The 22,589-nt window shown below is 64.4% G+C and carries 23 protein-coding genes; 12 read left to right on the forward strand and 11 right to left on the reverse strand.

Annotated elements, in window-relative coordinates; translation table 11 throughout:
• The first annotated feature begins 21 nt into the window (after positions 1-21).
• The 3 genes from CT676_RS21905 (at position 22) to CT676_RS21915 (ending at position 973) form a co-directional block, all read left to right on the forward strand.
• Positions 22-288 carry a hypothetical protein gene (locus tag CT676_RS21905; protein WP_085403708.1) on the forward strand — a complete coding sequence of 89 codons (267 nt, stop codon included), beginning with the start codon at positions 22-24 and terminating at the stop codon, positions 286-288.
• The gene (locus CT676_RS21910) at positions 281-577 is read left to right on the forward strand and encodes a hypothetical protein (RefSeq protein ID WP_028149307.1); all 297 of its coding nucleotides are present in this window, start codon (positions 281-283) and stop codon (positions 575-577) included. Before CT676_RS21905 ends, CT676_RS21910 begins: the two co-directional genes overlap by 8 nt.
• Positions 578-694: 117 nt before the next feature.
• Positions 695-973 carry a DUF1488 domain-containing protein gene (locus CT676_RS21915; protein WP_028149308.1) on the forward strand — a complete coding sequence of 93 codons (279 nt, stop codon included), beginning with the start codon at positions 695-697 and terminating at the stop codon, positions 971-973.
• On the opposite strand, the gene rpsU is transcribed toward CT676_RS21915, so the two are convergent.
• Positions 963-1,244 carry a 30S ribosomal protein S21 gene (gene rpsU / locus CT676_RS21920; protein ID WP_063980487.1) on the reverse strand — a complete coding sequence of 94 codons (282 nt, stop codon included), beginning with the start codon at positions 1,242-1,244 and terminating at the stop codon, positions 963-965. The two genes, CT676_RS21915 and rpsU, sit on opposite strands and share 11 nt — an antisense overlap.
• 472 nt (positions 1,245-1,716) lie before the next feature.
• On the opposite strand from rpsU, the gene CT676_RS45300 reads away from it, so the two are divergent.
• Positions 1,717-2,013 (forward strand): transcriptional regulator, encoded by a 297-nt coding sequence (locus CT676_RS45300; protein WP_085403665.1) that lies wholly within the window; start codon positions 1,717-1,719, stop codon positions 2,011-2,013.
• A 30-nt stretch (positions 2,014-2,043) separates the two neighbouring features.
• Here the strand turns inward: CT676_RS45300 and CT676_RS46090 are convergent, their stop codons facing one another.
• Positions 2,044-2,166, reverse strand: coding sequence for a hypothetical protein (locus CT676_RS46090; protein ID WP_256376446.1), 123 nt, complete (start codon positions 2,164-2,166; stop codon positions 2,044-2,046).
• A 62-nt stretch (positions 2,167-2,228) separates the two neighbouring features.
• Here CT676_RS46090 and CT676_RS44860 point away from each other — a divergent pair, with 62 nt between their 5' ends.
• The 4 genes from CT676_RS44860 to CT676_RS21940 all read left to right on the forward strand — a co-directional run bounded on the left by CT676_RS44860 (position 2,229) and on the right by CT676_RS21940 (position 5,110).
• The gene (locus tag CT676_RS44860; protein ID WP_205124607.1) at positions 2,229-2,489 is read left to right on the forward strand and encodes a hypothetical protein; all 261 of its coding nucleotides are present in this window, start codon (positions 2,229-2,231) and stop codon (positions 2,487-2,489) included.
• 83 nt (positions 2,490-2,572) lie between these two features.
• Positions 2,573-2,710, forward strand: a complete 138-nt coding sequence (locus CT676_RS44770) for a hypothetical protein (RefSeq protein WP_175627410.1) — start codon at positions 2,573-2,575, stop codon at positions 2,708-2,710.
• Positions 2,711-2,833: 123 nt separating this feature from the next.
• Complete coding sequence (locus tag CT676_RS21935; protein ID WP_085403667.1) at positions 2,834-3,949, forward strand: beta-propeller fold lactonase family protein; 1,116 nt, start codon at positions 2,834-2,836, stop codon at positions 3,947-3,949.
• Between the two features lie 273 nt (positions 3,950-4,222).
• Entirely contained in the window at positions 4,223-5,110 is an 888-nt protein-coding gene (locus tag CT676_RS21940) for an HlyD family efflux transporter periplasmic adaptor subunit (protein ID WP_085403668.1), read from the forward strand.
• A gap of 260 nt (positions 5,111-5,370) precedes the next feature.
• On the opposite strand, the gene CT676_RS21945 is transcribed toward CT676_RS21940, so the two are convergent.
• Positions 5,371-6,222, reverse strand: coding sequence for a caspase family protein (locus CT676_RS21945; protein WP_063980483.1), 852 nt, complete (start codon positions 6,220-6,222; stop codon positions 5,371-5,373).
• Between the two features lie 421 nt (positions 6,223-6,643).
• Here CT676_RS21945 and CT676_RS21950 point away from each other — a divergent pair, with 421 nt between their 5' ends.
• The 3 genes from CT676_RS21950 to CT676_RS21960 all read left to right on the forward strand — a co-directional run bounded on the left by CT676_RS21950 (position 6,644) and on the right by CT676_RS21960 (position 10,700).
• Positions 6,644-8,371: a hypothetical protein gene (locus tag CT676_RS21950; RefSeq protein ID WP_085403670.1), complete on the forward strand. Its 1,728-nt coding sequence runs from the start codon at positions 6,644-6,646 to the stop codon at positions 8,369-8,371.
• Between the two features lie 251 nt (positions 8,372-8,622).
• Entirely contained in the window at positions 8,623-9,348 is a 726-nt protein-coding gene (locus tag CT676_RS21955) for a thermonuclease family protein (protein ID WP_085403671.1), read from the forward strand.
• A 164-nt stretch (positions 9,349-9,512) separates the two neighbouring features.
• Positions 9,513-10,700 carry an aminotransferase class V-fold PLP-dependent enzyme gene (locus CT676_RS21960; RefSeq protein ID WP_063980480.1) on the forward strand — a complete coding sequence of 396 codons (1,188 nt, stop codon included), beginning with the start codon at positions 9,513-9,515 and terminating at the stop codon, positions 10,698-10,700.
• Positions 10,701-10,958: 258 nt separating this feature from the next.
• Here the strand turns inward: CT676_RS21960 and CT676_RS21965 are convergent, their stop codons facing one another.
• Positions 10,959-12,059, reverse strand: coding sequence for a hypothetical protein (locus CT676_RS21965; RefSeq protein WP_085403690.1), 1,101 nt, complete (start codon positions 12,057-12,059; stop codon positions 10,959-10,961).
• The gene (locus CT676_RS21970; protein ID WP_085403691.1) at positions 12,059-13,495 is read right to left on the reverse strand and encodes an MBOAT family protein; all 1,437 of its coding nucleotides are present in this window, start codon (positions 13,493-13,495) and stop codon (positions 12,059-12,061) included. The genes CT676_RS21965 and CT676_RS21970 overlap by 1 nt, the downstream gene beginning before the upstream one ends.
• Positions 13,496-13,725: 230 nt before the next feature.
• On the opposite strand from CT676_RS21970, the gene CT676_RS21975 reads away from it, so the two are divergent.
• On the forward strand, positions 13,726-15,825 hold the full coding sequence (locus tag CT676_RS21975) for a S9 family peptidase (RefSeq protein WP_135215356.1): 2,100 nt from the start codon (positions 13,726-13,728) through the stop codon (positions 15,823-15,825).
• Positions 15,826-16,110: 285 nt separating this feature from the next.
• On the opposite strand, the gene CT676_RS21985 is transcribed toward CT676_RS21975, so the two are convergent.
• The 6 genes from CT676_RS21985 to CT676_RS22010 form a co-directional block, all read right to left on the reverse strand.
• Positions 16,111-17,202, reverse strand: coding sequence for an SMP-30/gluconolactonase/LRE family protein (locus tag CT676_RS21985; RefSeq protein ID WP_085403693.1), 1,092 nt, complete (start codon positions 17,200-17,202; stop codon positions 16,111-16,113).
• 74 nt (positions 17,203-17,276) lie between these two features.
• Entirely contained in the window at positions 17,277-17,996 is a 720-nt protein-coding gene (locus tag CT676_RS21990) for a ribonuclease activity regulator RraA (protein ID WP_085403709.1), read from the reverse strand.
• A gap of 125 nt (positions 17,997-18,121) precedes the next feature.
• The gene (gene araD / locus CT676_RS21995) at positions 18,122-19,861 is read right to left on the reverse strand and encodes an L-arabinonate dehydratase (RefSeq protein ID WP_085403694.1); all 1,740 of its coding nucleotides are present in this window, start codon (positions 19,859-19,861) and stop codon (positions 18,122-18,124) included.
• Complete coding sequence (locus tag CT676_RS22000) at positions 19,858-20,721, reverse strand: ABC transporter permease (RefSeq protein WP_063980472.1); 864 nt, start codon at positions 20,719-20,721, stop codon at positions 19,858-19,860. Before CT676_RS22000 ends, araD begins: the two co-directional genes overlap by 4 nt.
• Before the next feature lie 11 nt (positions 20,722-20,732).
• Positions 20,733-21,494, reverse strand: coding sequence for an ABC transporter ATP-binding protein (locus CT676_RS22005; RefSeq protein ID WP_085403695.1), 762 nt, complete (start codon positions 21,492-21,494; stop codon positions 20,733-20,735).
• Positions 21,494-22,513, reverse strand: a complete 1,020-nt coding sequence (locus CT676_RS22010; RefSeq protein WP_135215358.1) for an ABC transporter substrate-binding protein — start codon at positions 22,511-22,513, stop codon at positions 21,494-21,496. The genes CT676_RS22005 and CT676_RS22010 overlap by 1 nt, the downstream gene beginning before the upstream one ends.
• Positions 22,514-22,589: the final 76 nt, after the last annotated feature.

Genomic DNA, 22,589 nt, shown 5'->3' on the forward strand with positions numbered 1-22,589 from the left:
ACTTGCGAAAGGCAGGCGTGCATGACCATCCGCTCGCGGCGTGAAACCGTCACCTTCAGGCATCCGTTCCGCATCCGCGGCGTCGAGCGCATGTTGCCAGCCGGCGCCTATGAGGTCGTCACTGACGAGGAGGCGATCGAGGGCCTGACCTTCGCGGCCTATCGCCGCGTTGCCACGATGATCACCGTGCCCGCCGAAGGCCCCCGCGGAACCATGGAGATGCTGTCGATCGGCTCGGTCGATCTTGCGAACGCGCAGGCCGCAGACGCGAGCGTGGCGAATGACTGACCGCACCGTCGATCTCGACAAGCACCGCGGCATGGCTGCGCAGAAGGCGACCGACCTGCGCCGCGCGCTGGCGGAGGTCGAGGCCAATGTCAGGGAGCTGCGCGAGCGCGAGGCCGATCTCGAGAACCGCATGATGACGGTGCCCGCCACGTCCTGGCCGGAAGCGGCGGTGAAGGCGCGCCATCTGCTCAACCTCTATGCTGCGAGCCTGCCCGCCGAGGACACACGCCACCGCGCGCTGGTGGCGGCGCTGTTGGACGATTTCGTCCGGCTGTCGGGGGATGACTGAGGCAAACGACGACCGCCTGCAGTCTCGACGCGCGCCTTGCTCCGGCCAACCGGGAATCGGGCGGCGATGATTTGAGGGACAATCATGCCAAGAAGCAATCAGGTGACGGAGTAAGCCATGACATTGACCAGCGGCCGCTTTATCGGCCACGAATACGATCGGATGATCGTTCGGTTCTCGATGCATGACGGCGCCAGGGAGATTCCTTGCGCAATCTCGACCTCGGCGATGGACTACCTCGAGCCCAGCCCGCAGGTCAGGCCCGAGCAACGTGAAGCCCAGTTCACGCGCCTGCGGGATCGCATCGAAGCACGCGCGGCAAGCAAATATCGCGCGACGGAGTTCGAAGGCACGCCGCCCGGCATCGTGCTGCGAGGCATCGACTTCAGGCTATAGGGACCCGGGCCTTGACATCCGGCAGGGGCGGCTTGCGCTCAAACGGCTTCTTCTTCGGCGGCGCGGGCAGCAATCCTTCGCGGATTGCCTGCTTTCGCGCGAGCTTGCGGGCGCGTCGAACGGCCTCGGATTTCTCGCGAGTCTTTCTCTCCGAGGGCTTTTCGTAGGAACGCCGCTGTTTCATTTCGCGGAAGACGCCCTCGCGTTGCATCTTCTTCTTGAGAACACGGAGTGCCTGCTCGATATTGTTGTCTCTGACGAGTACCTGCAATCGATCTTCCTCCTCGCTTGGGGCTGCAAATGCGACACGCCCTGCATGGCAGCCAATTGCGCAGGAGCTTCATTGCGAATTTTGAGGATAGCGCTGCGACATTCGTCGCCAGCTTCGGACAAGTCGATGCGCTTGTCACAGCGATGCAACTTCGCGCTGGCACGTGACCACTCCAGTGCAGCCCTGTCAATCGATAAAGCCTTGGCTGCACCTCGACCGGATCGTGTGAAGCCTCTCGATCGAGGCGCCGGAGCTGCCTGGCCGAGCCAAATCGGCCTTGCCGTCCTTGCAGAAAATCGAACGAGACATATATCGAGGGCGTTCGATCAACCGCTGTGCCTTGTTGAATGCGCCCGCGGGCACCTTTTCCAAAGACATCGACCGAGTTGAAGGCGTTCGCGCGATTGTCGCGCGCCAGCCCGTTCGATCCCCGGATCGAGCGGGTTTTGCCGGTTGCACAACGGAGTGAAGCATGAGTGCCAGGAAACCCGCCGAGCTGTCACCCGAAAGCATCGCGCGCTCCAATCGCAGGCGCCTCGCCGCCGAAGAGGGAGCACTTGCACTGGCAGACGTCGAAAGGCAGTCGATCGAGATTCGCAAGAACATGGCGCGGCTTCGAGAGGCGCGCGAAGCCAAACAAGCGGCTGACGCAGCCCTTCAGGCGACCTTGCCGGCGCCCACGGTTAGGAAGCGCGCGAGCAGAGCGGCGCGAAAGCCGTCTTCGACGCCGCCGGCGGACCAGCCATCGCTGCCCGCGAACGGTTCATAGCCCCGGAGGTCGGGCCTCAGGCGCGCGGGCTCACTTCGCCTGCTTTGCCGCCCGGATCTCGGCGAACTCGGCGTCGGGATGGGTGACGATGGTGGTGAACATGATGCCGCTGATGATGAGCGACCAAGCGGTGTTCCAATAGATCCAAAACACGTGCCAGCCTCCGGTTCGACCTCGTCCGCTTGCGGGATCAGCATAACGGCAAGGCGAGGCTGATGTTCCCGGCGCGAAATACAGCGCTATTTTTGTTTGGTCGGCGGCGGCGTGCGATCGGTTTGGCCGGTGTGGCGCTTTGCCACGACGTCCTCATCGCGCGGACCCTCGCGCGGGCGCGGCGGCGGCTTGGGCTGGCCTTTCTGGCCGCCATGCTTGCCGCCCATGTCGGGCTTGCCTTCGAGGTCGTTTTCACGCGGCATATGGGTCAATGCACTCCCGCGGCATTGGTTCGCAATGCCGATGCGATGTTGTGCCTGTGAACGAGTTCATAGGATCGTCGCCGTTTGCAGTGCACGATCATGTGCGGGCCCCGGGGTTTCAAACAACGGATGGACTTGGCTTGATGCGGAAACGATTGGTCGCCTGGACCATTTTGACCTGCGCGCTGCTGGCGGTGGCCGTGTGGGGCCTGCTCGGGGCACCCAACACTGCGTCCGGCCCGCATCTGCCCTCCCGCAGCCAGACGGCCGCAGTGCGGTAGCCACCGCGCGACCGATACAATTTCGGCATCGATCGATCTTCAACCGGAACTTGGTACGGCGGCACGGCTCCCGCTATCCTCCGGACAAAACGACAAGGCCGTAACGCTGTAAGGAGGAGCCCCATGCCGAGACCGACACGCCGCATCGCGCCACGCGCTGCGATCGCCACCACCCTCGCCTTCCTCACCCTCGTTTCAGGAGTCCGCCCCGGCATGGCCGAGACCTTCGCCTATGTCGGCAACGCCGACAGCAACGACATCAGCGTGTTCAAGCTGGCCGAGAGCGGCGAGATGACACCGGTGCAGACCGCCGCCTTCACCGGCGTCGACAAGCCCGGCTCCTCGACACCGCTCGCGATCACGCCCGACCACCGCGTGCTGATTGCCGGCGTGCGCTCGCAGCCATTCCTCGCGGTGAGCTTTGCGATCGATCCCAAAACGGGCCAGCTCAGCCCTATCGGCAACGGGCCGCTCGCCGACAGCATGGCGAACATCGCCGTCGACGGCACTGGCAAATTCCTGTTCAGCGCCTCCTATGGCGGCAACAAGGTCGCGCTGAATCCGCTCAGCCCGAACGGCGTCGCCGGCGAGCCGAAGCAGGTGATTCCGACCGGGCTGAATGCGCACGCCTTCCTGCCCTCGCCCGACAACCGCTTCGTGTTCGCGACCAATCTCGGTTCGGATCAGGTGCTGACCTTCGCGTTCGATGCAGTCGCGGGCACGCTGGCGCCGAGCGATCCGCCGGTGACCAAGGTGCCGGAGAAATCGGGACCGCGGCACTTCGTGTTCCATCCCAACGGCAAGTTCGTCTATCTCATCCATGAACTGAACGGCGACGTCGCGGCGTTCAGCTATGAGGCCAAGAGCGGCGCATGGGACGAGATCCAGCGCACCACCGCGCTGCCAGAAGGCTTTACTGGCAAGCCCTGGGCCGCCGACATCCACATCACCCCGGACGGCCGCTTCCTCTACGCCTCCGAGCGCACCACCCATACGCTCGCCGGCTACAAGGTCGACGCAACAAGCGGCAAGCTGACCTCGATCGGCAGCGTGCCGACGGAGAAGCAGCCGCGCGGCTTCCACATTGATCCGTCGGGGCGTTACCTCGTCGCGGTCGGCGAGCTCTCCGACAGCATGACGGTCTATGCGATCGACCAGAGCAGCGGCGCGCTCGCCAAGCTGAAATCCTATCCCACCGGCAAGAAGCCGAACTGGGTGGAGTTCTTGACGCTGCCGTGAGGGATCCAGTGCCTCCACAGCGTCATGGCCGGGCTTGACCCGGCCATCCACGCCTTGCCCGCGGCGCGAAGAACGTGGATGCCCGGGACAAGCCCGGGCATGACGAGTTTGTCGGGCGGCAACCACCGGCGAACCTCTTCGCTTATGCCACGACTAATCTACCAAGGGGCATCGCGCCGCCTGCGCTGTGGCATTCTCATCCGGCCGGCCCATGGTCCGCCGCGGCTGCTTCTGCTAACGATGAGGCCGTCAAGGCCCCAACCGGAATGACCGATGCGTCCATTGCCTGCGCGTTCCTTTTCCCAAAAACTCGTCGCTCTCGCCGGACTGGTTCTGCTGTCCGCTCAGCCCGCCCGCGCCGCCGATGACGACGCGCCCAAGGGGCCCGCGGTCACGGTGCTGAAGGTCGCAAAATCCTGCTTCTCCGACATCGTCGAGGCCACCGGCACGATCATCGCGCGCGAGGAGACCTCCGTACGGCCGGAACGTCCCGGCCTGAAGGTCACGGACGTGCTGGCGGAAGCCGGCGACACCACCACGGCCGGCCAGGTGCTGGCGCGGCTGGCGCTGCCCGAGGGCGGCACGCTTCAGGTCACCGCCCCCGTGGCGGGCGTGATCGCGACGTCGACCGCGCAGATCGGCAACCTCGCCTCGGCCAAGGGCGAGGCGCTGTTCACGATCGTGGCGCGCAGCGAATATGATCTCGTCGGCCTGGTCGCGACCACCGATATTCGGAAGCTCGCGGTCGGCCAGCAGGCGACCGTTCGCATTGCCGGCGCGGGCGACCTCGACGGCAAGGTGCGCCGCATCGGACCGACCGTCGAGCCGAACATCCAGCAGGGCATGGTCTATATCGGCATCTCCTCGCAGAAGCGGCTGCTGCTGAACGCGAGCGGGCGCGCGCTGATCAAGACCGGGCAGAGCTGCAACGTCGCGGTGCCCCTGACCTCGGTGCAGTATTCCACCGCCGGCACCGTGGTGCAGGTGATCCGCCGCAACCGCGTCGAGACCAAGCGGGTCGAGATCGGGCTGATGTCGGGCGGAAATATCGAGGTTCGCGATGGCCTCAACGAAGGCGATATCGTCGTCGCCCGCGCCGGCGCGATCCTGCGCGAAGGCGATCCGGTGCGCCCGGTGATGGCCACGGAAGCCGCGAAGTAAGTCTCGCCTCAACCGTCATTGCGAGCGAAGCGAAGCAATCCAGAATCTTTCCGCGGAGAGACCCTGGATTGCTTCGCTGCGCTCGCAATGACGATGTGGGGGCAGAGGTGCGTTACACACGCATACCGTAGGGCGGGCAAAGCGACTTGTCCGCCGTAGCTCGGCGAGCGAAGGCGGAAGCGTGCCCACGTCTTCTGTCGAAATCTCGGAAAGATGATGGGCACGGCGCTTTGCGCCTTTGCCCACCCTACGATTTGCGGCTAGCCGCCGGCTGCTTCGCCGAAATGGACGTCCTCGAGCAGCGAGGAGGAGATGGTCGGGACCTGGTCGCCTTCCGAGGCGCGGGAGATGGCGACGCGGGTCTTGTTGAAGACGCTTTCGGCGCTGCCCTGGGCATTGAGGTTGGTGAGGAACTCGCCGACCAGCACGCTGTACTCGCCCTTGCCGTCGTCGACGACCTTGCCGGGCGAAGCCGAGGAAAGGATCAACGCGTTGTCCGTCGCGCTGATCGGCGCGAGGCCGTGGCTATAGGAGCGGAAGCGGCGCTCGTAGGGGTTCCGGCGGGAGGCGTCGACGACGACGAGCTTGGCCTTGGCGCCCTGCTCCTTCATCATGTCGAGCACGCCGTCGATGGACACGCCCTGGCGGCGGACGTCGCTTTCCTTCCAGATCACCGCATCGACCGGCAGCATGTAGCTCTCGCGGCCGGCCTGCACGCCGTAGCCGCCGAAGAACAGCATGACGACGGTGTCGCGCTTGATCCGGGACTTCAGGCGGTTGACGGCGCGGACCATGTCGTCCTTGGTCGCGTCTTCCACCATATCGACGTCAAAGCCGTTCTTGCGGAGCGACGAGGACAGCGCGCGGGCGTCGTTGATCGACTGCGTCAGCGGCGCGCTGGCGTCGGGATAATGTCCATTGCCGATGACGAGGGCGAGGCGGGACGACTGGCCGATCGAGCCGGTGACCTCGTCGGTCGCCACGGCCTTGGCGGCATCGATCGCGCGCATGTTGAGGGCAGCATGGGCGCCGATCACGAGCGACACCGTGCCGATGAGGGCTGCGGCCACCGCAATCGTGCGTCTGGAAAGCTCGAGCTGCCTTACATTCATCTCGGTTCGTTCCTGTGCCAAAGACCAGCCAAGCGCGCGCACAATGTTTGAGTAGCGCGATGGTGGCTTCAGGTTTGAGGGATTGGCCGGGGATGTCCCCCCGAACTGCGCGCAATTTGCGGCGCCGCACCAAACAAAGCCTTAACCGGATATCTCCTCCCCGGCAATAGATCGCCCAAAATTTGAGCTAAGTGACTGAAGATATTAGTTAATCCTCCGAGCAGAATTTGCACGTTTTTTCGTCGCGAGCCCCTTGTAACGGCCTTAATCAAGCAGCTCCCGTGCCGGGTTTTTCCGTGACCGCCATCACATTTGAATTTCCCGCGAATCCGGGTAGCTTTTTCAAAGACTTGGAGGGGGTGGCGCGCAGATGGGAGCGCGCCGGCCGGCCCCCGGCCAAAGCCCCGCGACCAGGTATTTCATGAGCTTTCATTATTTTGCCGGCGCCGCCTGCCGGGCGCTGACGGCGCGAAAAGACGGCCCCTCGCTTTACGACGTCTGCGATCCCGTATTGTCGGGCCCAGCCAGCGGCGATCCGCATCTGGCCAAGTTCTACAAGACCGCGCTCGGCAATCCCGCATTGCGGATCCTGCTCCGCCGCGCCGGGCTGCCCGAGTTGCGCGACGAGGCGAAGCTGACCCGGCTTCGCACGGCACTGGTGCGGGCACGCGACGACGCCGAGCCCGACTGGGCGGCGGTCGGCCAGCCTGTCGCCGATCTCGTCGACAGCATCGCGCTCGACCATCCAAAGCCGCCGCCGGCGATATTCACCGGCCTGGCGCCGCAACAAGCGCAGATCGACGGCGTGATCCGCGACTGCGCGCAGCATCTGCTCGGCTCGTACCGCAAGAACGGCTTCCTGCCGACCTATGCCGCCTTCAACCTGATCGGCGACCCCGATGTCCGTGGGCGCGAGCTGACCATGGCGCTGACGGGGCTGAACGCGCGCGGCTACAAGAACTCCTCGCTGCTGTTCAACCTCGCCCGCGTCTTCATCGCGCGCTCACAGGCAGCGGCCGTCGTCAATCCGCCCTGGAGCGGCATTGCCGAGCCGATGTGGGAGCCGGTGCAGATCCGACACCGCTCGGCCTATTACGACGCGTTCTTCATCGAGGCGCTGCTGAGCTATGTCGAGACCGGGCTCGCCTCGCCGGCCGACAAGATTGCAACCGAGCGTGCGATCGCCGACATGGTCGATTTCTGCGTCAACATCAGCCGCGAAGAGGTCGAGGGTATCGACGGCACACGCTTCAACGTCATCACCGCGCTCGCGCCGGCGCCGCATCCGCGCTTCTCCCGCTTCTTCGCCCAGATCAAGCAGGACCTCGGCTTCGGCGTCTACGTGCCGGATTGCGACACCACGGCGTGCTCGATCTCGGCAGCGACGCAAGCCGGCTGCACCGATCCGATCATCGACCAGCCGCTGCTGGACTTCTATTCGGGCTATCAGGTGCTCGCCGGCGTCAACGAACCGCGCGTGACCGTGCCGCTCAACGACAACATCGACTACGAGGGCGGCGTCGCGACCTGGATCGACAATCTCAAAGGCGAGCGGCCCTACGGCAACGATCTCGATCCGACGCTCAATCTCGACATTCTCGAGGTCAGCTTCCGCAACCTCGCGCGCTGGAAGATTTTGGAGACGCCGGCGCGGCTGGCCACCGTGCATCGGATCATCGGCTTTCAGAAGCGGCTCGCCGCCAGCGGCGCCTTCGCCAATCCGCGCTCGCACATCTATTATCTGCCTGAGCTCTACAGCGCCTATTTCGGCCGGTGCTATGCGGCCTTCCTGGCGCTGCCGCTGGCGGCGCAGGCCGTGATCGACCCCGACGGCGATTTCGATTTCATCCGCCATCGCGTGCTCTCCTACGTCAAGGGCGAGCTGATGGCCGCGGAGATGAACGTGTTCGACGCGGCGCTGGCGCTGATCGCGCTCGGCCATCTCGGCGCCGACCCGCGCGCCTTCGCGCCGGCGCTGAACGTGATCGTCGCGAGCCTCGGCGAAGGCGGCCGCCGCGGCCCGTTCCGCGCCTATGAATGGAACAAGATGAAGACGCCGACGCGGATTCTGGTCGGTGGTCCCGAGGTGACGTCGGCCTTCGTGCTGATGGGGCTGGCCGTGGCGAAGCGCGCGATGGCGCGGGGGTAGGTCTCGTAGGGTGGGCAAAGGCGCGCTCTTCGCGCGCCGTGCCCACCATTCCTCGCGACGCTAGCCATGGTGGGCACGCTTCCGCCTTCGCTCGCCGAGCTACGGCGGACAAGTCGCTTTGCCCACCCTACGGGGCCGTCGCAAAATGACGGGAAGTTGAAAGCTCAATCGTTGGGCAGGCGCTGGCCGGGCGGCCAAAAGCCGACCACAATTGCGACGTCTATCGAGATTTTCCTCACACGCGGACCGGCATGTTGCGAAAATTCCTGATTGCGCTGTCTTTGCTCGCCATCCCCTCGCTGGCCGAGGCCGCCGACATCACCGGCACCGCAAAGGTCCGCTCCGGCGATTCCGTCCTGATCGGGAACACGCGGGTCCGGCTCGGCGGCATCGACGCGCCCGCGGTCGACCAGCTCTGCCTCAATACAAAAACCGAACGCTGGACCTGCGGCATCGCGGCGCGCGATGAGCTCGCCAAATACACCGAAGGCAAGAGCTGGGTCTGCCACGCCCGCGCGATCGACCGGCGCGGCCGCACCGTGGCGCGCTGCGAGGTCGGCGGCGAGGACATCCAGAAATGGCTGGTGCGCAGCGGCTGGGCACTCGCCTACACCCGCGTCTCTCACGACTACGAACCCGACGAGGCCGCCGCGCGCGAGGCAAAGGCCGGCATGTGGCAGGGCGCCTTCATCGCGCCGTGGGACTGGCGCGTCCGCAACAAGAAGACCACCATCCTGGGCGCCACCAAGCCGCCCGAGGGCGCGCATGCGGTGCTGCTCGCCTCGGCCTCCGGGCCGGTCGCGCCCTCGCCGGACTGCACCATCAAGGGCAACGTCAACACCGCCGGCGAGTGCATCTATCACCAGCCGACCAGCCGCTGGTACACCCAGATCAAGATGAAGATCAGCAAGGGCACCCGCTGGTTCTGCTCGGTGGAAGAAGCCGAAGCCGCCGGTTGCCGCGAGACCAAGAGATAAGTGCATGGTCCGGAAAAGTGTGAGGCGGTTTTCCGACAAGACCATGCTCGAAGCAAAAACCACCCCAGACCTGCGTTTTGCGTGCTTTTCTTGGGCTTCCACCGCGCGTAGAACGTGAGTCAGCGACCCACCAGCCTGTTCTCAAGCAACAAGGACCAACAGCAATGACCGTTCGCGCGGGCCGGGAATTTCTGGCCATCCCCGGGCCCACCACGATGCCCGACGAGGTGCTGCAGGCGATGCATCGTCCGGCGATCGACATCTACTCCAAAGAGATGCACGAGCTGACCGATACACTTCTCGCAGACATCTCGAAGCTGTTCGCGACCAAGGGCAAGTCCTACATCTACATCGCCAACGGCCATGGCGCCTGGGAAGCCGCGCTGAGCAACGTGCTGTCGCGCGGCGACAAGGTGCTGGTGCTGGAGAGCGGGCGCTTCGCGATCGGCTGGGGCAACGCCGCCGCCCTGATGGGCGCCGAGGTCGAGGTGCTCAAGGGCGACTGGCGCCGCGCGGTGCGGCCGCACGAGGTCGAAGAGCGCCTGCGCCGCGACAAGGAGCACACCATCAAGGCCGTCGTCGTCGTCCAGGTCGACACGGCCTCGGGCGTGCAGAACGACATCGAGGCGATCGGCAAGGCGATCAAGGCGAGCGGCCATCCCGCGCTGTATATGGTGGACACTGTCGCCTCGCTCGGCTGCATGCCGTTCGAGATGGACAAATGGGGCATCGACGTCGCGATGTCCGGCTCGCAGAAGGGCCTGATGACGCCGCCCGGCCTCGGCTTCGTCGCGGCGAACGCGCGCGCACTCGAGGTGCAGAAGAAGGCCAACATGTCGACGCCCTATTGGAGCTGGAGCGAGCGCGAGGGCAGCGAGAATTATCGCAAATATGCCGGCACCGCGCCGGTGCATCTGTTGTTCGCGCTGCGCAAGGCGATCGACCTGCTGCACGAGGAAGGGCTCGAAAACGCATTCCGCCGCCACAGCCTGCTCGGCGAAGCCGCGCGCCGCGCCGTCTCCGCCTGGTCGGAAGGCCAGGTGCTCGGCTTCAACGTCGCGGAGGCGAGCGAGCGCTCCAACACCGTGACCACGGTGACCATGAGCAATGGCCACGATCCGGCGCTGCTGCAACGCTATTGCAAGGACAAGTGCGGCGTCGTGCTCGGCACCGGCATCGGCGATCTCTCGGGACAAGCCTTCCGCATCGCCCATATGGGCCACGTCAATGCGCCGATGCTGCTCGGCACGTTGGGGGTGGTCGAGATCGGGCTGAATGCGCTGAAGATCCCGCACGGCAAGGGCGGGCTGGAAGCCGCGGTCGCGTATCTCGGCGAGCAGGTGGCGGTGTAGCGGTAAGCCACAAGCACCTCCGTCGTTCCTGCGAACGCACGGCTTCTTTCTTCCTTCTCCCCTTGTGGGAGAAGGTGGCGTAGGCGGCCTTCGGCCGCCGTTCTTAGGAACGCCGAAGCGAAGCTTCGGCTATGGCGCCGGATGAGGGGTTTCTCTCCGCAAACTTCACTGCGAGAGTTGTACGCGCGGATAGATACCCCTCACCCGTCTCGCCGCTGCGCGGCGAGCCACCCTCTCCCGCAAGGGGAGAGGGTAAGGTCAGCGCTCCACGCGATACGCCTCGATCTGCGCCTTCAGCGCATCCAGCGACGCGAGCGGCGCCTCAGGATCGACGCGATACTCTCCGCTCGCCAGCCATTTCAGCACCATCGCGTCCACCGCCGGCGAATGGTGGATGACGTCGCTGTAGTTATCGAGATCGTGCGTCACCGCCCTGATCGCGCGGAAATCGTACAGACGCACATTCGGAAGCTGCGTCAGCCGCTCGGCGATGCGCGCGGTGAGGTCGGTGACGATCTTCAGCGTCGCAGGCGAGGCATCACGCATCGCCACGAACTGCAGGATCGAATAGGGCGGCAAGTAGATGTCGAAGGTCACGTCCGGATGACGCGTGATCAAGCCGACGGCGTCGCGTTCGAAATGCCGGAGCATGGCGTCGTAGCCATAGCCTTCGCCGAGGAAGCGGCTGCGTATGGGGCTCGTGATGTAGGCGAACGAGGCAAGCGTCTTCCTCGCATTGTAGTCACGCGCGACGTCGAAATCGCGCGGCAGCGCGTAGATGTCGTCGACGTCGGACAGCGCGAACTTGACAGGCAGAAACGGTGCCGCACGGGTCAGCGGCTGTCGCAGCGGCGGGATCGACCGCAGCAGCGCGAACAGGGATTCCTTCGCCATCGCGGCGCTGAACAGATAGGACGCGATGCCCTTCGTTGTCTGGCGATAGAGATCGACGGACAGAAAGGGATCGGCCTCGATATCGGCCGCATCGACAAAGATGAAATCGTCCATCGCCCAGATCACGCGCCGGGCACCGCGCTCGATCGCCCGCTCCAGCACAAAGCCCTGCTGGCGCGAATTGGACCCGGTCATCGCCAGTTTGAGCGAGTGGATGCCGAGCGCGCGATCGATGTCGCTCTGGCGGAAATGGATCGCGAGCGAGGTGCCCATGAAGGCGGTGTCGAACGACTGGCTGCGGATCAGCCCGGCATTCTGCACGCGCGTATCGTCGGAATAGAAGGCCAGTCGCGACGGGCGAAACAATTGCAGGGGATCGACGAGATAGGTGAGCACCGCCGCGCCCAGCACGCAGGCGATGCTGGCGAGCAGAAGACGTCTCAGATGTGTGAAATTGCCCTGCATCAGAACCGGAAATAGATGAATTCGCTGTGGCTCTGGATGCCAAGAATCCCGAGAGCGAGCACCAGCGACGCGCCGTAGAGAAACAGCGGCCGCATCCGCCCTGCTGGCAGGGCCTCGCCGACCCTGCGGTTGTCGTGATCGTATCCCATGATTCCTTGCGTGTTCGGCACCAGCCACACCAGCGCGCCGTAGATCGACACCAGAACCAAGGCGGCGACCTCCTCGCGGCCGAGGACGATATTCGACGGATCGGCCATCGCGTGGAGCACGCGCAGTGCCCAAGTAACGCTCTCGGCGCGGAAGAAAACCCAGGCCACGACGACGGCGAGGAACGTCAGCACGGCTCCGACGATGCGGACCGGGCGCACGAGCAACGTCGGGACGTTGGGCACCAGCGCGTTGAAGGCATGATTGACGCAGAGATAAGCGCCATGCAGCGCGCCCCAGGCGACAAAAGTCCAGGCCGCGCCGTGCCAGAGCCCGCCGAGCAGCATCGTGATCATCAGATTGACGTAGCGCAGCACGCGGCCGCGGCGATTGCCGCCGAGCGAGATGTAGAGATAGTCGCGCAGGAACTGCGACAAGGTCATGTGCCAGCGGCGCCAGAACTCGACGATGCTGGTGGCCTTGTAGGGCGAATTGAAATTCACCGGCAGGAAGATGCCGAACATCAGCGATATCCCGATCGCCATGTCGGAGTAGCCGGAGAAGTCGAAATAGAGCTGGAACGTGTAGGCGAGCGCACCGCACCAGGCCTGATCAAAGCTCGGCGAGCGCGCCTCGAAGGCGAGCGCCACCAGGGGCTGGATGCCGTCGGCAAGGCAGGTCTTCTTGAACAGGCCGATCGCGAAGATGACGATTCCGCACAGGATCAGGTGCGCGTCCGGATACTTGGTCTCCTTCCGCTCGAATTGCGGGATCATGTCCTTGTGGTGGAGGATCGGCCCCGCGATCAGGTGCGGAAAATACGTCACAAACAGCGCATAGTGCGGCAAGGCGTAACGCGCGACCTGGCCACGATACGCATCCACCAGGAACGCGATCTGCGTGAAGGTGTAGAAGGAGATGCCGACCGGCAGCAGGATGTGGACCGCGACATGCATGCCGGCGAGCGCATTGATGTTCTCGGCGACGAAGCCGGCATATTTGAAGATGCCGAGCACGAGGAGGTCGCCGACGACGCCGAGCGCGAGCGCCGCCTTTCGTTGCACTGGGGCGAGCTCCGCCGCGATCAGGAGATAGCCGACGCCGTAGTTGAAGGCGATCGAGATCAGCAGCAGGGCCACGAACTGCCAGCTGCCGATGGCGTAGAAGGCGAGCGAGGCCAGCGCCAGCCAGATCACCGGCGCCAGATTGCTGCGCCGCCCGAGCCAGAAATAGCCGGCCAGCACGGCCGGCAGGAACAGCAGGATGAACGGGTAGGAATTGAACAGCATCAGGCTGGACCGGCGGCGGGGATATCGCCCCTAAAGCATACAAGGGGGCGATCAACAACCCGGCGACTTGGCGCAGTCCTTGGCGCAGCGGCGCTGGCAATTCGCGGAATCGGGACGATATAAGGTGGAACACGGCGAGCGATGCGGCGCGCCTTTCTTCTCCCTCTCCCCGTTCTTACGGGGAGAGGTAAAGAGGGAGCGCAGCGCGAGTACGAGATGATGAGGACCGAGTGACACAAGCCAAGAGACCTTCCCAGCCCCCCGTCGCCCCGCGCCGGCCGCATTCCTTCACGCGGCACGGCATCACCGTGACCGACGATTATGCCTGGCTGAAGGACGAGAAATGGCAGGAGGTGCTGCGCGATCCCGCCGTGCTCGATCCCGACATCCGCAAATATCTCGATGAAGAGAACGGCTACACCGAGAGCCTGCTCGGCCACACCTCGTCCCTACAGAAGACGCTGGTGCGCGAGATGCGCGGACGGATCAAGGAGGACGATTCCAGCGTGCCCTCGCCCGACGGGCCGTTCGCCTATTTCCGCAGGTTTCGCGAGGGCGGGCAGCACGAATTGTTCGGCCGCATGCCGCGCGACGGCGGCGAGGGCCATATCGTGCTCGACGGCGATGCGCTCGCGAAAGACCACAAATATTTCAAGTTCGGCGGCAGCCGCCACTCGAACGATCACAAGCTGCAAGCCTGGAGCGCGGACACCAAGGGCTCGGAATATTTTTCCATCCGCGTCCGCGACTGGGCCACGGGCAAGGATCTTGACGATTTGGTCGAGGAAACCGACGGCGGCATCGTCTGGAGCAAGGACTGCAAGAGCTTCTTCTATGTGAAGCTCGACGACAACCATCGCCCGATGCAGGTGTGGCAGCACAAGCTCGGCACCAGGCAGGCCGACGACACGCTCGTCTACGAGGAGCAGGATTCCGGCTGGTTCACCCATCTGCATGAGAGCACCAGCGGCCGCTTCTGCGTGATCGCGGGCGGCGATCACGAGACCTCGGAGCAGCGGCTGATCGATCTCGCTCACCCCGAAGCGCCGCCGCGGCTGGTCGCGGCGCGCGAGGACGGCGTGCAATATTCGCTGGCCGACCGTGGCGAAGAGCTCTTCATCCTCACCAATGCCGACGACGCCATCGATTTCAAGATCGTCACCGCGCCGCTTGGCGCACCCGAGCGCAAGAACTGGCGCGACCTGATCCCGTATCGTCCCGGCGTCTACATCATCGACCTCGATCTCTATGCCGGCCATCTGGTGCGGCTGGAGCGCGCCAATGCGCTGCCGTCGGTCGTGATCCGCGATCTCGCGACCAGGAACGAGCACGCCATCGCCTTCGACGAGGCGGCCTATTCGCTCGATACGATGGGCTCCTACGAATTCGAGACGACGAATTTGCGCTTCGCCTATTCGTCGATGACGACGCCGTCGGAAGTCTACGATTACGACATGGTCAAGCGTACGCGCACCTTGCGCAAGCGCCAGGAAATCCCGTCCGGCCACGATGCGGCCGACTATGTCACCACGCGCATCATGGCCAAGGCGCATGACGGCGCCGAGGTGCCGGTGTCGATCCTCTATCGCCGCGGGCTGAAGCTCGACGGCTCGGCGCCGCTGCTGCTCTACGGCTACGGCTCCTACGGCATGGCGATGCCGGCCTCGTTCAACGCCAACCGCCTCTCGCTGGTCGACCGCGGTTTTGTCTACGCCATCGCCCATATCCGCGGCGGCGCCGACAAGGGCTGGGGCTGGTATCTCGACGGCAAGCGCGAGAAGAAGACCAACTCGTTCGACGATTTCGCCGCCAGCGCCCGCGCACTGATCGATGCGAAATACACCAGCGCAAAACGCATCGTCGGCCATGGCGGCTCGGCCGGCGGCATGCTGATGGGCGCGGTGGCAAACCGCGCCGGCGAGCTGTTCGCGGGCATCGTCGCCGAAGTGCCGTTCGTCGACGTGCTCAACACCGTGCTCGACGACACACTGCCGCTGACGCCGCCGGAATGGCCGGAATGGGGCAACCCGATCGAGAGCGAAAAGGATTTTCGCACCATACTGTCGTATTCGCCCTACGACAATGTCGCGGCGAAGGAGTATCCGGCGATTTTGGCGATGGGCGGCCTGACCGATCCGCGCGTGACCTATTGGGAGCCCGCGAAATGGATCGCGCGCCTGCGCGCGACGATGAGCGGCGGCGGCCCGGTTCTCCTGCGGACCAACATGGGCGCGGGCCACGGCGGCGCATCGGGGCGGTTCGATCGGCTGGATGAAGTCGCGATTGTGTATGCGTTCGCGCTGTGGGCGGCTGGAATGGCGGAGGCGTGATCTTGTAGCCCGGATGGAGCGCAGCGAAATCCGGGATTCGTGCAGACGGCAAGACCGCCCCGGATTGCGCTGTGCTCCATCCGGGCTACGGGCCTCTCCCCGCACGCGGGGAGAGGCGAAGGAATTCGGCAGCTCTGTAGGGTGGGCAAAGGCGCATCGCGCCGTGCCCACCATCTTTCAGCAATTGCGACGAGAGCGGTGGGCACGCTTCCGCCTTCGCTCTTCGAGCTACGGCGGACAAGTCGCTTTGCCCGCCCTACGGCAGCTTAGCTGGTCAACTCTGCCTCACACCGCCCCATGCGCCTCGACATACAGCGCATACACCGAGTGGCTGCTCGCCATATAAAGCCGGTTGTTCTTCGGGCCGCCGAAGCAGAGGTTGGCGCAACGTTCGGGCAGCTTGATGAAGGCGAGCGGCTTGCCGTCCGCGTTGAACACCATCACGCCGTCGAGATCTTCCGACTTGCCCCTGAGCTGAAACACCCTGCGGCCGCCGATGTCGGTGGGCTCGGATTGTAGCGCGCCGTTGGAGCCCCAGCCGCACCAGAGATTGCCGTCGCGGTCGACGCGAAAACCGTCGAGCGAGGCCTGGTCGGCGGCATCGATCAGCTTGGTCTTGCCGCTCAAGCTGCCGTCGTCGCCGACATTGTAGCTCCAGATGCTGCGGTTGGGCGTGCCCTTCCATTCGACGATGTAGAGCTTCTTCTCGTCCGGCGAGAAGGCGAGGCCGTTGGGATTGACGAGGTCGGTGAGGACGGCACTGATCTTGCCGTCCTTGGCGATGCGATAGACGTTGGTGGTGGCCTGCTCGGACTTCTCCTTGTTGCCTTCCCACTCGCCGTTGATGCCGAACAGCGGATCGGTGAACCAGATGCTGTCGTCGGATTTCACCACGATGTCGTTCGGTGCGTTCAGTCGCTTGCCCTCGAACTTGTCGGCGAGCACGGTGATCTTGCCGTCCTTCTCGGTGCGGGTGATGCGGCGGGTGACGGAGTGCTCGCAGGTGACGAGGCGGCCCTGGCGGTCGCGCGCATTGCCGTTGGCGTAGTTGGCGTTGGCGCGGAACACGCTGGTCTGCCCGGTCTTCTCGTCGAACTTCATGATCCGGTTGTTGGGAATGTCGGAGAACAGGAGATAACCGCCCTCGGGGAAATAGGCGGGGCCTTCGGCCCACCGCATGCCAGTCGCGACCTGCTCGACCGTCGAGGAATAGAGCCGGTATTTTCCAAAGCTGGGATCGAGGATCTGGACGGCGGGGTCGGGGTAGCGCTGGTAGGGCGTGAACGGAAACGACTGGGCACCGGCGGCGCGGGCCAGAAGTGCGGAAGCCGCCGTCGCACCGGCGCCGGCCATGAGACTACGTCGCGTGAAATTCATAACAATCCTCCCTGCTCGATAAAAGGCCGGCGCTTGATGCGCCGGCTCGTTTCTTGACGTGACTTAGCTTCGGCCTAGCGGCCGTTCTTCTTCCGCCATTCCGCGAAGTCGGTGAGCGTCTGCGGATCGGTGGCGGGATAGAGCCCAAAAATGCCGCGGCCGTTGCCGACTTCCTCGGTGACGAAATCCTCGAACGCCGTCATCTCAAAGGTTTCGTTCGCGATCTCGTCGGCGAGATGCGCGGGGATCACGATGACGCCGTCGCTGTCGCCGAGAATGACGTCGCCCGGAAATACCGGCGCATCGCCACAACCGATCGGTACGTTGATCTCGATCGCCTGGTGCAGCGTGAGGTTCGTCGGCGCCGAGGGGCGATGGTGATAGGCGGGGATGCCGAGCTTTGCGATCTCGGCGGAATCGCGAAAGCCGCCATCGGTGACGACGCCGGCGACGCCGCGCTTCATCAATCTCGTCACCAGGATCGCGCCGGCAGAGGCCGCGCGCGCGTCCTTGCGGCTGTCCATCACCAGCACGCTGCCGGGCGGACAATCCTCGATCGCCTTGCGCTGCGGGTGGGAACGGTCCTTGAAGACGTCGATGGTGTTGAGGTCCTCGCGCGCCGGCATGTAGCGCAGCGTGAAGGCCTCGCCGACCATGGTCGGCTGGTCGGCACCTAAGGGGTGCACATCCTGGATCATCTGGATGCGCAGGCCGCGCTTGAACAACGCGGTGGCGACGGTGGCGGTGGAGACGGATTTGAGTTTTGTGCGGGTGGCTTCGGTGAGTTTGGACATCTCGTACTCTCTCATCTTCGTCATTCCGGGATGCGCCGGAACGGCGCAGGCCCGGAATCCATACTCACGATCGTGGTTATGGATTCCGGGCTCGCCGCTTCGCGGCGCCCCGGAATGACAGGTTGCTAGTAGATTGACGGCTCGCCGATCGGCGCGCCGAAATCGGTTTCCAGGAAGTCGAAGTCGCAGCCGTCGTTGGCCTGCTTGATGTGTTTGGTGAACATCCAGCCGTAGCCGCGCTCGAAGCGGCGCTCGGGCTGCTTCCAGGCGGCGCGGCGCTTGTCGAGCTCGGCTTCGGACACATCGAGGTTGATAGTGCGCGCTGCGACGTCGAGCGTGATGCGGTCGCCATTCCGCACCAGCGCCAGCGGGCCGCCGACATAGGATTCGGGCGCAACGTGCAAAATGCAGGCGCCATAGCTGGTGCCGCTCATGCGCGCGTCCGAGATCCGCACCATGTCGCGCACGCCCTTCTTCACGAGTTTTGTCGGGATCGGCAGCATGCCCCATTCCGGCATGCCCGGCCCGCCCTGCGGCCCTGCATTGCGGAGGATGAGGATGTGATCCTCGGTGACATCCAGGTTGGGGTCGTCGACCGCCTTCTTCATCGCGGGATAGTCGTCGAACACCAGCGCCGGCCCGGTGTGCTTGAGGAAGCGCGGCGCGCAGGCGCTCGGCTTTATGACGCAGCCGTCGGGCGCGAGATTGCCCTTGAGCACGGCGAGCGCGCCCTCCTTGTAGATGGGATTGTCGACCGAACGGATCACGTCGTCATTGTGGACCTCGGCGCCCTCGATGTTCTCGCCAACAGTCTTGCCGGTGACCGTGACGCAGTCGAGATGCAGGTGCTGCTTGATCTCGCCCATCAGCGCCGGCAGGCCACCGGCATAGAAGAAATCCTCCATCAGATAGGCATCGCCGCTCGGGCGGACGTTGGCGATGACAGGCACCTTGCGGCTCGCGATCTCGAAATCATCGAGGCCGATGTCGAGGCCGGCGCGGCGGGCCTGCGCGATCAGATGGATGATCGCGTTGGTCGAGCAGCCCATCGCCATGGCGACCGCAATCGCATTCTCGAACGCCTTGCGGGTCTGGATCGTCTTCGGCGTCAAATCCTCCCACACCATCTCGACGATGCGGCGGCCGCATTCGCTGGCCATGCGGATGTGGTTGGCATCCGCGGCGGGAATCGAGGAGGCGCCGGGCAGCGTCATGCCGATGGCTTCCGCAATCGCAGTCATGGTCGAGGCCGTACCCATGGTCATGCAGGTGCCGTAGCTGCGGGCAATGCCGGCTTCGATGTCGAGCCAGTCCTTGTCGGAGATTTTTCCGGCGCGCCGCTCGTCCCAGTATTTCCAGCCGTCGGAGCCGGAGCCGAGCGTCTTGCCCTTCCAATTGCCGCGCAGCATCGGACCCGCGGGCAGATAGATCGCCGGGATGTTCATCGAGGTCGCGCCCAAGAGCAGCGCCGGTGTGGTCTTGTCGCAGCCGCCCATCAGCACCACGCCGTCGACGGGATGGCTGCGCAACAGCTCCTCCGCGTCCATCGCCAGAAGATTGCGGTAGAGCATCGTGGTCGGCTTCAGCAGCGATTCCGACAGCGACAGCGCCGGCAGCTCGATCGGCAAGCCGCCCGCCATCAGGATGCCGCGCTTGACGTCGTCGACGCGCGACTTGAAGTGCATGTGGCAGGGCTGCGCGTCCGACCAGGTGTTGAGGATCGCGATGATCGGGCGGTCCTTCCACTCCTCCGGGGCGTAGCCCATCTGCATGGTGCGGGAGCGGTGGCCGAAAGAGCGGAGGTCGTCGGGCGCGAACCAGCGCGCGCTGCGGAGCTGGTCGGGCGTGATTTTCTTCTTGGTCATGATTGGGTGCCCCATTTCTGCACGGTGTTCCGCTCGATGGCGCGGAAGATCAGGTTCTCGACAAAAAGCCCGATGATAATCACCGTCAAGAGGCCCGCGAACACTGCGGGTATGTCGAGGAGGTTGCGGTTCTCGAAGATGAACCAGCCGAGCCCGCCTTGCCCCGAGGAGACGCCGAACACCAGCTCGGCCGCGATCAGCGTGCGCCAGGCAAAGGCCCAGCCGATCTTGAGGCCGGTGAGGATCGAGCCGAACGCCGCCGGGATCAGGATTTTCGCGACATAAGGCAGCCCGCGCAGGCCGTAATTGCGCCCGACCATGCGCAGCGTGTTGGACACGCTCTTGAAGCCGGAATGGGTGTTGAGCGCGACCGGCCACAGCACCGAATGGATTAGCACGAAGACGAGGCTGCCATTGCCGAGCCCGAACCAGATCAAGGCGAGCGGCAACAGCGCGATCGCCGGCAACGGGTTGAACATCGCCGTGACCGTTTCGAGGAAATCGGTGCCGATCCGCGTCGAGATGGCGAGCACGGTGAAGATCGCGGCGAGCACGATGCCGGCCGAATAGCCCATGAAAAGGACTTTCAGCGAAGCCCAGGCGCGCATCGGAATGGTGCCGTCTTTCACGCGGTCCCAAAGCGTCACGATGGTGTCGTGCAGCGTTGGAAACAGCAGCGGATTGTCGAGGGCGACGCCGTAGGCCTCCCAGACCGCCGCCAGGAACAGGATGATGACGGTCTTGCGGACAAAACCGTCGTTCCACAACAGCTCCGGCACGCTCAGCTTGCGCTCGACCTCGCCCGCACCGCCGGTCGCGGCGACCGACGCGTCACGCAACAATATTCTCGCTTCGCCCATGACAGGCTCCCTCAATGCGCCGTGGCTTCGGCGGCGAACAGGAGATCGTGGATCTCCTTCTCCAGCCGGCCGGCGCTGCCGTCTCCATTCGAGACCTTGTCGACGTCGACCACCTCGGCCTTGACGCGGCCGGGATGCGGCGACAGCAGCAGGATGCGGTTGCCGATGCGGATCGCTTCCGCGATGGAGTGCGTCACGAACAGCACCGTGAATTTGGTCTCGCTCCAGAGCTGAAGCAGCTCGTCCTGGCAGGTGCGCCGCGTCAGCGCGTCGAGCGCGGCGAACGGCTCGTCCATCAGCAGGATATCGGGCTCCATCGCCATGCCGCGCGCGATCGCAACGCGCTGCTTCATGCCGCCGGACAGCGTGTGCGGATAGGCATCGACGACGCGGGTGAGGCCGACCTTCTCGATATAGGCCCGCGCGCGGGCCTCGGCGTCCTTGCGCGACAATTTTCGCGCGGTCAGCAACGGGAACATCACGTTTGCGAGCACGCTCTTCCAGGGCAGCAGCTGGTCGAACTCCTGGAAGATCATCATGCGGTCGGCGCCGGGACCATGGATCTCGCGATCGTTGATGCTCATCCGGCCTTCGCTCGGCATCATGTAGCCGCCGACGGCCTTGAGCAGGGTCGACTTGCCGCAGCCGGACGGCCCGAGCAGCACGAAGCGGTCGGACCTGTCGACAGTGAAGCTGACCCTTTCGGTGGCGGTGACGACCGCGCTGGAGGTCTTGTAGCGCAGCGTCACCCCGTTGACGTCGAGCAGCGCCATCAGTTGCCCTTCAGGTCGTGCGCGACGGGGAGATAATAGTCCGTCCAGGCCTTGGGCTGCATCTTCAGCGTGCCGGTCTTGTACAGATGAGCTGCGAATTTCATCGTGCCCTGCGGCTCGAGATTCCATTCCATCATGCCGGGCTCCTTCAGGAGATCGAGCAGCTCTTCCACCGAGGTTTTGTCGCCGGTGATCTCCTTGTAGATCTCGACCGCCTGCTTGGTGTCGCTGCGGATCAGATCCTGCGCTTCCTTGGTGGCATCGCGCACCGCCTGGATGATCTTCGGATTGGCGTCGGCGAATTTCGTCGTGGTGAAGAACTGCGCCTGGCTCAGCGGACCGCCCATCACGTCAGGCGAATTCAGCACGACATGCGCGCCCGGCACGTTCTTCAGCTCGAGGAAGGTGAAAGGCGGGATCGAGAAGTGGGTGTGGACCTCGTGCTTCGAATTGGACAGCGCCGCATAGGCGTCGGGATGGCCAAGCTGCACGGTGTTGGCGTCCAGCTTCGACCATTGGTCGGCACCAAAGGCCTCGGCGGCCGCGATCTGAAGCACGATCGCCTGGGTCGAGACTTTTACGGTCGGCACCGCGATCTTGTCGCTCGGACCAAAATCCTTGATCGACTTGATGTTGGCGTCGCGGCTGATCAGCGTCATCGGCTGCGCCGAGGTCGCGACGATGCCCTTCACGCCGCCGCGGGTGCGGTCCCACAGCAAAAGAAGATTGCCGGTGCCGGTGTTGAGGATGTCGACGCCGCCGGCGAGCAGCGCATCGGTCTGCGCGCCGCCGCCGGAAAAGGTTGCCCATTTGGTGGTGACGCCGGGTACGCCGAGCGAAGCTGCGTGCTTCTCGATCAGCTTCTGCTTTTCCATGATGTGGCTCGGCATGTAGAAAATGCCGGGCTGGCGCGACAGCGAGATCTCGGATTTCTGCTGCGCATGCGCCGCGGATACCGGCAGGACCGTTGCGGCGATCAGGGCGGCAGCCGCAAGCTTGCTACGAAGATGCTTGATCATTGTTGTGTGTTTCCTCCGGCCAGCGTCGAGCTGCGTTGACCCTACTGATGCACTAATATATTAGTGCATCAAAGGC

This window comes from Bradyrhizobium sp. MOS001 (assembly GCF_004634465.1).
Classification (GTDB): Bacteria; Pseudomonadota; Alphaproteobacteria; order Rhizobiales; family Xanthobacteraceae; genus Bradyrhizobium; species Bradyrhizobium barranii.